Raw genomic sequence first — 10,774 nt, forward strand, 5'->3', positions numbered from 1 at the left:
AGCTGAGTATCTTGTATGAGCCAATCGCCGCCATGGTCGAGAAGCAGGGCAGGCGGCTGATGCTGGCCGACAGGGATGGCGAGAGGATCTAGGATCGCCCGCGCGGATCGGCCCATACTGCGCACCGACCCGTCTTTCCCTGGTGATGAAATGCCGCCAAGGAACAGCCATGCGTATATTCTCCCTTCTCGCCATCCCATTCCTTGCATGCACACCCGCACAGGCTTGGGGTCCTGTCGGCCACCGCATAACCGGTGCCATCGCCGATGAAAATCTGAGCGGTGTTGCACGCGCTCATGTCCGGCTTTTACTTGGTGCCGAGGATCTAGCCGAGGCGGCGACCTGGCCCGATGACATGAAGTCCGACCCCGCTGAATATTGGCAGAAAAAGGCTGGCCCCTGGCACTATGTAACGGTCAGGCAAGGGAACAGCTATCAAAGCAAGGACGCGCCGCCAGAGGGCGATGCCATGAGCGCGCTGGATGGTTTTACGGCTACATTGCGCAATCACAAATCGTCGATCGAGGACAAGCGGCTTGCCTTGCGCTTCATCATCCACATTATTGGCGATCTCCATCAGCCATTGCACGCGGGCGGTGGGGATGATCGGGGCGGCAATGATGTCAAAGTGACCTGGTTCGGGCGCGCGACCAACCTTCATTCGGTCTGGTACACAGCGATGATCGAGCAACGGTCTTTGTCCTATTCCGAATATGCGCAATGGCTGTCGCGCACGATCTCGCCTGAGCAGATGATCGATTGGAGCGATCCTGCGCCTTCGGTGTGGATTGCGGAGAGCATCGCGCTCCGCAAGACGGTCTACCCCGCCGACCCCGCAATCTCCTGGGACTATGCTTATAAGCATCGCTTGGCGATGGACGATCGGTTGAAACGCGGGGGCATCAGGATTGCCGCCTATCTCAATTGGCTGTTCGAGCCTCGGCGCGGCGCTGTTCCCACCGCGACGCCCAAATGACATAGGCTGGTCAGCACGATCGCACGTTGGACGCCATGACATGGCCTACCGCGATCGCCTGAAGGTCACGCCTTGCCTATTTGAGGTGGCGGCAACACACCGGACGATCAAAGTCATGTTTTAATGCCAGCACATCTTCCTGTTCGAGCCTCATGTTTTGTGGTGGCGGTTCGAGCGCCTGGGCTCTCGCAAATGACTTCCGGGACGCACGACAGCGCATCTATTACCGGTTGTATCGAGAGCAGCATGGACGAAAGGTTCGACCGGTGGCAATCGAGATGACGAATGACGCCGCCCGCATTCATCTCAGCCTGCCGAAAGAACGAGTGTGGAAGCGGCCGTCGACCAGTTTCGAGGATAGGACGCCACATGGAATTAGATGCCCGTGATACGACGATCACTTCGAAAGAACAGGCGATGGTCAAGGCCATTCTCCGACCATTGATGGAGGCAATCGCCGCATCAAACTCAGAGGGGCTGATTGGCACCCGTGATCTCACTAAGCTTCTGGCCTTCGCTACGGCAGCGATCGTCGACAGCGATGAGGAAGTGGTAACGCCGCGCGCCATACGGCAGGCAGGAGAATATTTCGGGAAGCTGGTCGCCCATCATGCCAAGGCATTGCGGGCCGAAAGGACGCAATCGGGATCGGGCTTCATGGCTGAGTTCGTAGCCGGCAGTTGATCGCCCTAGAACGGTGGACGGGCAGCCTAGTCTGATAGGGCTACGGCAAATTACTTATTCTTAGCGGCGTCGGACAGGGCACCTTGCTGAGCGTGTAGCTGGCGAAGGGATTTTCCTTCCCTTTCGCGTCGCGGGCTGTGACCTGCCACGTCAGGCCTCTGGTGGTCGTCCGCCATCGATTGATGAAGGTGCTGTTCTCATACTGATATTTGATGTCGAACCCGCCCACCACGCTTTCGCCGCTTCCGACCCGTGGCCGTGCCACCAAAGCTGTCTGCCCAGAAACCCGTGATGGCGTCTATCGACGCTTCCGCCTGCGTCCCGGCGCCGCCAAAGATCAGGTGGGCGGCATATCGGTCGCGGTGGTTGGCTACAGCAGTGCTTTCGGCGTCCAACGCAAACATCGCGTCGTGCAGGAGTGGTCGCGCAATGATCGTCACGGAGGCGGGTTTCTCCATGACATCGCCGCGTCCCTTCCAGCATCCTTTGAGGGTTGCTAGTGGATTGATTCCAACACTTGGTGCCCGCGCCGCACAGCGGCGATAATGTCGACTGGATCGGCCTTCCAGACGAAGGGGCGCGGGTCCTGATTATGTTCTTTGATGAAGCGATTGATGGCCGCCTGTAGATCGACGACGGAATGAAAGACGCCATTCTTCAGGCGCCGCCTTGTGAGCTTGGCGAAGAAGCCCTCGACGGCGTTGAGCCACGAGCAGGATGTCGGAACAAAGTGAAAGGTCCAGCGCGGATGTCTGGCCAACCAGGCACGGACCTTAGCAGCCCGCTGCCGAAGTCGGTTTTTCGGGACGGCGCTCAGTGCGGCTCCGCAGACATGGTGATAAGCAGGACGCCGGTTTCGGCTGCGACTTGGCCGACGAAGGCGAAGATCAGCGCATTTTCGGTCTGAGCGATCAAGAAATACGCCTGGGAGCCGCTGACGGCCTCCCTCGGCGTCCCGTATCCGAACAATGCGCGCATGACGATGCTCAGATTGAAACCAGCGACATGGATCAGATACCTCTTGTGAAGGTTTTCACGCCCGCGCAGCCACGCGCGGCGCATGCCGCCCCGATCCAGAACGTGCGCAAAGCTGCGTTCCACCATCTCGCCGCGTTTTCGCATGGCCTTGCGCCCGACCCCGGATTTGAGACGGGCTCGGTTGGCGTAGACCGCCTTCTGGGCAGCATCGTCGCCGCGCCAGCGCAAGACGCCTTTTGCCGGCAAGGGCTCGGATAGGCGGGTCTTCCACTCACCGCCTGCAAGCGCCTTGAGCCCCTCGCGAGAATGGTAGCCCTTGTCGGTCACCAGGTCACAGGGGTTTTCCTGTGTTGGCTCCAGGCCGATGGCTGCCAGGTTGCGCGCAGCCGCCTTCAGCGTCGGGTCGAGGGTGTTCGTATCGCCCTTGTCCGCAGGATGGATTGGCGCTGCGACGATTACGCCCGTGTCGAGGTCGACCGCATGCTCGGGCTTGTAGCCAAGCCGGGTGGAACCGTTCTTCATCCGGGTGACCTTGGCGTCGGGATCAGTCGGGCTCTCCCAATCCGCGTTCGACAGCTTCTTGCCCGTGCGCTTGCGATCGAGGCGCACCAAGTCGTCGGCCGAGGGCGTTTCAATGCCGCTTTCCTTGGCCATCCGCGTCAGCATTTCGCGGTACGTCTCGCCGGTGTCGCGCTTTACGATCGTGCGCAGCGCCGCATTGGCTTCCATCGTCGAGCCATCCACGCCGATCCGTTCTGCCTTCACCAGCTCATGATTTGCCACAAGCCCCAGAACCCAGGCAAATATCTGGTCGTGAACCTCGTGCGGCAGCCGGCTGCGGATCTTCGACATCCAGCTATGGTCGGGGACTTTCTCCCGCGTCGTCAGCCGCAGAAACTCGCGCAGCGACAGCGAGTCCGAACACCGCCACACAATCCCGCGCTCGGAGTGAATGCCTTCGAAATAGCCGATCAGCAGCATCCGAAAGTAGCGGCCGGGCGGCACCGATGGCGCCCCCATCCGGGGCGCGTAGTATGCTTGGCAGGCCTCTTCCACAAAGTGGTCGAACCCAGCATCCACCAGCAGCTTCTGAAGCTTGTCGTAAAAGGCGTGCCCGGGAGAGCGCGGTATATCGGACCACGACACGATCAGATCCGGCTGCACATCACCATCACGCCTCATCGCCATCGCTACCGTCCGCTCGCCTCGCCCTGACAAGGCTGAATCAGATCACCCCGACTTCGTCAACGGGCTGATATGGCGGCCGATCTCGTTTTCGGGCGCACATTGTCTTTATCCGCTTTCTTCGCTGCTACCAATGTCGTTGGGTCCTTCACGGCCACGATATTGCTGCGCCGCCTCGACCCACGAGATCTGGCGTTAAGGCGGGTTCATTCCGTGATCCGAATCCTCGCATGCCTGATCCCGGCCTGTTTCGCCGCCGCGATCTGTGGCGCGCTGCTCGTCAGGGTCCAGTTTCATGGGTCAATGAGCCAGGCACTCATGACCTGGTCGGCGAGCGAACTTGTCAACTATCTGATCATGCTTCCCGCCATGCTGACCGTAGGGTGGAAGGACATCGCACGACGCATATCGCAGAGCAATTCGATCAACAGCATCGGCAAGCTCGGCCCGGCAGTTTTCCTCATAGTTTCTTGTGCTGCGGCGACAATCTTTGATGGTCCAGGCAGCATAATTTTCCCGCTGCCAGGCCTGCTGCTTTGCGCTCTTGTCTATTCTCTTCCGGTGACAGCTCTGTTGTCTATGTTCGTTGGTACTGCATTTCTTATGATGCTTGGTCTTGGCGTGATAGATATCGGTCAGAACATGGCGATCCCTTATATGGTCGTCTCGGTCCGTATAGCCGTCGCCTTTTTGGTCATGGTGCCGTTGACCATCAGTAGCGCAATGGCCGTTCGCGACGATTTGTTGGGAGAATTGCGCAAGGCGGCAGATCATGATGGTCTGACAGGGCTTCTTAACCGCCGGGCATTCGAACAACGGCTGGACACGCAACTGGCCGTTCCCCTGCGACAGGGTTCGAGCCTTCTCATTCTTTGGATCGACATCGATTTTTTCAAGTTGATCAATGACCGCCATGGCCATCCGGCAGGCGATGCGGTCTTGCAGGCCTTCGCCGCTACGGCACGTTCCTGTTGTAGGGCGAATGATTTTGTAGGACGATTGGGAGGGGAAGAATTCGCTTTGGTAGCGCAGGTGTCGAGCGCCGATGACGCCCAGGAGATAGCCAATAGGCTACGTGAAGCGTTCGCAGCGCAGACCCTCATATGGGAAGGTGCCGCAATCCGGGCAACCGTCAGTATTGGCGCTTGTTATCTAAATTGCGTGCACCAGGATATGGCGACCCTCATTCGTGATCTCGACACGGCTCTTTATGAGGCAAAGCGCAACGGCCGCAATCGTATCGAGTGGCTTGAACAGGATGTTTCGCGACGGGATAGGGTTATACGGCCAAGACTGGCAAGGGCCTGATGCTTCCGAGTATAGAGCTGGAGATGCTCAGCGATTTACGCGTCCTATCCATTCGGCAAGGCCTGTGGCCTGGTCGTAGCTGCTATCCCCACATGCGTCTGGCTATTTTGAAGCCATTGATCAAGCTCATCATATCCCAGGGTGTGACTGAAATGAAGGCCGGCCTCATTGTCTCTGATCCAGGCCAGTCGGGCTTCCCGGCGACCTAGTCCCTGCAACTCGACGAGCAGCAGATCCCCGATATGAAGCCATGGCGCAACACCGCGGATTTTCATCCCGCCAAGCGATATATCAACACTCAGGCACAAATGGGTCGCGCGGGGGCCGAGAATCTGCACGGGTCTTTCCAATTGCAACCGAACCGACTCCTGTCCGCCATGGGCGCGTTTGCCCGCTTCGACCACATCCGACGGATTGACGGGACGATCGAACAAGACAGGAATGAGAGGGCCAGCAATGTTCCCCACCTGACCTGGTAGAAGATAATTTCCTCGTAAACCTATGCGAACGATCATGCCTGGCTCAAGCAAAAGACGGCTCGCGATCATGACATGACTGGTCGACAATTTGCGCACGATGCATAGAGCTTGCGCATGATCAGTTTGAACGCTGCCAATGTGGAGCAGCGACACGCCGCGATTTACCAGCATAGCTTCATCATTCCTCACCAGCGTCTACCGCTACCATCCTCATTCGATGAGCTTGAGCACGTCACGTTGACTGGCATTGGCCTGCGCGAGCATGGCGGTCGACGCCTGGGAAAGGATCTGGTTCTTGGCGAGATTGGTTGTCTCGGCTGAAAAATCCGCATCCTCAATGCGGGATCGCGCCTCGGTTAGATTGATCATCCCATTCTGCATATGCGCGGAAACAGATTCAAGGCGCCGCTGCATGGCACCAAGTGCGACGCGACCGTTGGAAATCTGCTCGATCGCCGCATCGATCACATCGAGCCCATGGGCGGCCGTGACGCCGATATCGGCATAGCTCTTATAGTCGGAATCGGTGTATTGCACATAGCCTGAAGGATCACCCCAGGCGTGAACCCCGCCACTATCATAGTCGCAGGTCCGGGCAACATCGACATCGGCATCAAGCGTAAGATCGATATTGGCGATTCCGACAAAGCGCATCGTGCCACCGACGGCCGTTTCAGTGCCGAGCAGCGTGAATTGATCTTCGCTGCTCCGGAGCGTCGGCAGTGCGAGCATCACGACGTCAGTCGCATTTGCCCCGGTTTGTATCTTGATTGACTTGCCACCTGCACGGTGGACCGTCTCATCCTGACCCACATGGTAGACCGCCGTATCGCGCAGATCGCCATCGCGATTATGATCGATGGCCAAAATGCCATTGGAGGTATCTGAAAAAAGCTTGGTCCCGTTAAATTGGGCCGTTTCCAACAAATCATCGATCTGGGCGACCGTTTGTACAAATTCGGCCTGAAGTGCGGCGCGATCATTGGCATTATTGGTGCCGTTGGCCCCTAAGAGCGCGAGTTCCCGCAGCCTTTGCAAGCTTGCTTCGACCTGTGCGAGCGTGGATTCAGCCGTCTGAGCCAGCGAAATGCCGTCCAACGCATTGCGCTGACCTACCTCCATTCCCCTGATCTGGCTGGTCATGCCGGTCACAATGGCAAGACCTGCAGCATCGTCCTTGGCAGAATTGATGCGCTTGCCCGTCGAAAGACGCTCGCTCGCCTGCCCCAGCGCGGTGTTGGCGGACTCTATGGCGCGCTGCGCGCGCAAAGCGGCGCTGTTCGTCCCAATGACGGTCATCGACTTGTCTCCTTGGCTATAATCCGGGCGGCACGGGTCGCATAGCGCCGCCCGGACATCGGAGCCTATTGGGGTCCGATCAGAGCGTGATGCCGCCGCAGCGGCGCCAAGCCTATCCGGGCAAATCCCGGACTGGATGCAAAGGCCAGGGAAAATTCCGGCTTGGCTGTGTGGCCCCAGGCGATAGAAGCTGCCCAATGCAGATATGGGCCATTCATCAGCATCTTATCGAACGGGTCAGCCATGTTCGCGGCGAGACCTGGTTGATGCTTCTCATCTATCCGCTTGCGTTCAAAGCCGCGCATATGGCGGCGAGCCCGTGGGGCGGCGCGCATTTCTTCAGTCTCTGGTTTCCCGCAGCCGGCGTCCGATTTGCGCTGTTGTGGCGTGTGGGTGCACGATTTACGCCCCTGATCATGATCGAGGAATGCCTTGTCCAGGTCGCGACAGGCACGGTGGAACTTCATCATCCTGAGTTCCTGAACCATCTGGGTGGTGTTGCTCGCGCCCCTCTGGCCTACGGAGCGATGGTGGCCCTGGTCCGCTTCATTGAAGCCAAGGGTCGGTCGGAACTGGCAATCGCCCCAATGCCTTTTGGCCTGGCTACGGTGCTTTCGCCGACCTTGGCCGCATTCGTGGCCGGCCTGTGGGAATGGATATGGCCAGGCTTATCGACCGACCTTTCCACGCAACCTTTTGCAACAATGATCGCTGCCTTCCTGATCGGTGATCTTCTGGGCGTCCTGCTGCTGGCGCCAGCGCTGCTATGGCTGTTTGCCCCCTCAGACCGCTGGGGTCTGGGGATATTGAGCGGGACCCGCGCGATTGAAGCCGCGATCATTTTTCTCGCTGGATGGCTCCTGGCGGCAGGGCTAGCGTCGGTCCAGCCTCAGATCGCTGTCATGCCGGCGCTGATCGCCGCCATATGGGCCGGGATCAGATGTGGACGCCATGGCGCCTGGGCGGCCATCATTGTGTCGGCAGCCATCATCCTTCCCTGGTCTGCTGCCGTGCAATCTGTTTCCACCAGGCTGGCACTCCATATGACCCTCGCTGCTATGGCCATAGCAGCCTATCTGGCCGGCAGCTTTGCCGAAGCGCAACTCACCGCACGAAGGGATATTGGACGGCGCGATCGCATGTTGTTCCAGGCTGAGCGCCTCAAGACCCTGCGTGCCATGTCGGTGGCCATCATTCATGAAATCAGTCAACCCTTATCGACCCTGGCGATTGAGACGCGACATTTGTCGAAACTGGCCAATGACGGTGACTGGGACCGCGCCGACATGGCCCAAAGTATTGAACTGATTCATCGCAAGACGGCATTGATTGCAGATATGGTCCGCCGCTTGCGAAGCTTTGGCGGGAGAAGCGTTGATGAGCCGTCGACCATTTCGGTGGCGCAGCTTCTGCGCGACTGTGTCACCATTCTCGAACGCGAAGCGCTGGACAAACAGTGTCAGATCAGGCTGGAACGAGTGGACAGCCAGCTTGTCGTGATGGGACACGAAATCGAACTCATGCAGATACTGATCAATCTGTTGCGCAATGCTATCGCAGCCTCTCCTGGAACGAGTATCAGCATTTGCGTGACATGTGCCAAGGGGGAGGTCGCCATTGCGGTGGAAAACAGGCTCGTCCAGCCGGGTCGGGACCCGGGCGGCATGGGCATTGGTCTTATGGTTGCCAGAGCGATAGCCAATGCCCACGGTGGCGACTTGGTACGCGAAAAGGACAGCGACAAGGTGCGGCATACGGTCCAGCTGCCGTTCGAAATGATGTCTCATGGCTGAGCCAGGCCCTGTCACTATAGTCCATGTTGTTGACGATGATCATGATCTGGGACGGGCTGTCGCCCGCCTGCTGACCCGCCTTGGCCACAGAGCTACCGCGTTTGATAATCCGGTTGATATGATGAACCATCAGAGCGTCGAACAGGCCCACTGCTTGGTGACAGACATCATGATGGCAGAGCAGGACGGATTTGCCTTTGCTGAACAGGTCCGGGCACAGGATCCAGCAATCGCCATCATCTTCATGACGGCTTGGCCATCAACGGCGAACGCGGTTGATGCCGTTCGGCTCTATGGCGGCCTGGACTATCTTGAGAAGCCACTTGACGAAGTGCGCTTGGCTGCAGCTGTAGCCGAGGGGGTGGGCTGGAGCTTGAAACGACGCGACGCGCTTGGGCGTATCGGCATGCTGACACCGCGTGAGCGCGAAGTCTTTGCCTGCCTAGGCGAGGGAATGAGTAACAAGTTGGTTGCCTCCACGCTGGGCCTTAGCCCTAAAACGATTGAGGATCATCGGGCTGCGATCATTATGAAAACCGGAGCTGCCAGTCCCGCAGCGCTCATTGCTTTGTTCAGAGCTACTCAAGGCGCATAGGGAAAGGGACAGCACGCGGGCGCAAGAGATCGCGCGATAACGAGCTGTAGGATCTGTCATTCAGACTGCAGTTGCGCCGTGGCGCAACGCGTGACGTCACCTGCTCATTCGCACAGTAGGCCGCGCGACCTAGACATAATGGCGAATTCAACGCAATCGATAATCCCCAATCTCCCTCGACCTGTAGATAATCTTATCAGGCGAGCATAGATGAGATATGCCTATGTTGCATGATTTTGGTGTTACGCCAATCTATAGTTTGAATTTCTGCACGAGAGCCGGTTCAGGCGTCATCGTCTTTTGAGCTCACTTCATCGATCTCATCGGCACCCCTGCTTTTTTAAACATCTCGTTAACCATTAAACCCTATCTTTGCCGCTGCGGAACATGGGGATATGTTTATGCGATCGGATGCTGAAACTCTCCTGGCCCGGCTGGGGCGCACGGACTTTCGTTATAGAGAGTTTAGCGACTCCTTTGCCGACATGGAATTATGGCCTATTTTCGAGGCGTTGTTGAAGGATGAACGCGTGGTGGGCAGGCGGCTTTCGCCACTCGATACGCGCGACGACAGCAATATCATTACAGATGCGCGACAGCGCGCTGCAACGCCGTCGCCACCAGGTACAGGAACAGCAGGCATATTTGGTGCTTATGCACCAGCTCAAGGCGGCCGCGATCAGCGTCCGTCTGTCGATGTACGCAATTTTCTGGCCGGTCTTTCGGCCAACAAAGCAGATCGGCAAGACTGATGGCATTGATCCTATGCCATTCGCCAAAGGGCGGCGTGGGCACCAGCTTCATAGCGGCCCAACTCGCCATCGCCCTAGCCGGGCAGGGGCATGATGTCACAGCCGTTGATTTTACCTATCAGGATGCACTCAAGCTTTTCTTCGGACTGCTGCCAACACAGCCGTTGATGGAAATGGGGCAGGCGACCAGCCAATCGATGGTCGTTTCCGGCGTGGAGTTGCTCAGTGCCCATAGCCTGAGCAGGGATCCGCATTTTCGCGAGCTATTGGCTCGGCCTGGACACTCGCCCTTTGAGAGCGAGAAGCTGTTCATCGCCGACGTTGCTGCTGGCGATCGCGAAACCAAAGAGCTTTTGCTGCCCCACGCGATGTTGCACATCTGCACCTTGCTGCCACGCCCCGGTTCTCTCGCTGCCCTCACCAAGGTACAGCCAGGAACGCCGACGATCGAGTTGCCGCGCACTGTCTTCGTTCTGAACCAGCTTGACGATACCCATCGCCTCTCGCGCCACAGCCATGTCTTCATTCGAGAGCTGTTTGGAGACAAACTCATTGGCACCGTCCGGCGTGATGAAGGCGTCAACGAGGCGGCGGCTATGTTCGAGCCGACCGCCAAGTTCGCTCCGGCGAGTGCGGCTCTCACCGATTTGAAGATGTTGGCATTGGCCGTCGAAGCGCGTTGTGGCTTGGTTCAGACCGATGGGGATCAGCCGTGAGGGCGCTTG

11 protein-coding genes and 1 pseudogene are annotated in these 10,774 nt (G+C 58.2%); 8 read left to right on the forward strand and 4 right to left on the reverse strand.

The features are described from left to right. Positions 1-169: 169 nt before the first annotated feature. The 3 genes from ACZ2HM_RS02645 (at position 170) to ACZ2HM_RS02655 (ending at position 2,160) form a co-directional block, all read left to right on the forward strand. A complete protein-coding gene (locus ACZ2HM_RS02645; protein WP_470426156.1) occupies positions 170-976 on the forward strand; it encodes a S1/P1 nuclease in 807 nt (268 codons plus the stop codon). Between the two features lie 369 nt (positions 977-1,345). Then, positions 1,346-1,660 carry a hypothetical protein gene (locus ACZ2HM_RS02650; RefSeq protein WP_333976667.1) on the forward strand — a complete coding sequence of 105 codons (315 nt, stop codon included), beginning with the start codon at positions 1,346-1,348 and terminating at the stop codon, positions 1,658-1,660. Between the two features lie 212 nt (positions 1,661-1,872). Continuing rightward, a complete protein-coding gene (locus tag ACZ2HM_RS02655) occupies positions 1,873-2,160 on the forward strand; it encodes a hypothetical protein (RefSeq protein ID WP_470426157.1) in 288 nt (95 codons plus the stop codon). On the opposite strand, the pseudogene ACZ2HM_RS02660 reads toward ACZ2HM_RS02655, so the two are convergent. Next, positions 2,157-2,438: pseudogene (locus tag ACZ2HM_RS02660) on the reverse strand (IS630 family transposase); the annotation flags it as partial. The gene ACZ2HM_RS02655 and the pseudogene ACZ2HM_RS02660 overlap by 4 nt on opposite strands. Before the next feature lie 35 nt (positions 2,439-2,473). Then, complete coding sequence (locus ACZ2HM_RS02665; protein ID WP_470426158.1) at positions 2,474-3,826, reverse strand: transposase; 1,353 nt, start codon at positions 3,824-3,826, stop codon at positions 2,474-2,476. Between the two features lie 69 nt (positions 3,827-3,895). Between ACZ2HM_RS02665 and ACZ2HM_RS02670 the strand changes: the two genes are divergently transcribed. After that, a complete protein-coding gene (locus ACZ2HM_RS02670) occupies positions 3,896-5,131 on the forward strand; it encodes a GGDEF domain-containing protein (RefSeq protein WP_470426159.1) in 1,236 nt (411 codons plus the stop codon). A gap of 44 nt (positions 5,132-5,175) precedes the next feature. Here ACZ2HM_RS02670 and ACZ2HM_RS02675 read toward each other — a convergent pair whose 3' ends face one another. Both ACZ2HM_RS02675 and ACZ2HM_RS02680 read right to left on the reverse strand, forming a co-directional pair. Continuing rightward, positions 5,176-5,781, reverse strand: a complete 606-nt coding sequence (locus ACZ2HM_RS02675; protein WP_470426160.1) for a PilZ domain-containing protein — start codon at positions 5,779-5,781, stop codon at positions 5,176-5,178. Between the two features lie 39 nt (positions 5,782-5,820). Beyond that, positions 5,821-6,909 carry a flagellin N-terminal helical domain-containing protein gene (locus ACZ2HM_RS02680; protein WP_470426161.1) on the reverse strand — a complete coding sequence of 363 codons (1,089 nt, stop codon included), beginning with the start codon at positions 6,907-6,909 and terminating at the stop codon, positions 5,821-5,823. A gap of 197 nt (positions 6,910-7,106) precedes the next feature. Here ACZ2HM_RS02680 and ACZ2HM_RS02685 point away from each other — a divergent pair, with 197 nt between their 5' ends. The 4 genes from ACZ2HM_RS02685 to ACZ2HM_RS02700 all read left to right on the forward strand — a co-directional run bounded on the left by ACZ2HM_RS02685 (position 7,107) and on the right by ACZ2HM_RS02700 (position 10,765). After that, positions 7,107-8,702: a sensor histidine kinase gene (locus ACZ2HM_RS02685; RefSeq protein WP_470426162.1), complete on the forward strand. Its 1,596-nt coding sequence runs from the start codon at positions 7,107-7,109 to the stop codon at positions 8,700-8,702. Beyond that, positions 8,695-9,297, forward strand: a complete 603-nt coding sequence (locus ACZ2HM_RS02690) for a response regulator transcription factor (protein ID WP_470426163.1) — start codon at positions 8,695-8,697, stop codon at positions 9,295-9,297. The genes ACZ2HM_RS02685 and ACZ2HM_RS02690 overlap by 8 nt, the downstream gene beginning before the upstream one ends. Positions 9,298-9,698: 401 nt before the next feature. Continuing rightward, entirely contained in the window at positions 9,699-10,049 is a 351-nt protein-coding gene (locus tag ACZ2HM_RS02695; protein ID WP_333975126.1) for a hypothetical protein, read from the forward strand. Further along, positions 10,049-10,765 (forward strand): cellulose synthase operon protein YhjQ/BcsQ, encoded by a 717-nt coding sequence (locus ACZ2HM_RS02700; protein WP_470426164.1) that lies wholly within the window; start codon positions 10,049-10,051, stop codon positions 10,763-10,765. Before ACZ2HM_RS02695 ends, ACZ2HM_RS02700 begins: the two co-directional genes overlap by 1 nt. The last annotated feature ends 9 nt before the right edge of the window (positions 10,766-10,774 follow it).

Source organism: Sphingobium sp. KKT206, from assembly GCF_055640555.1.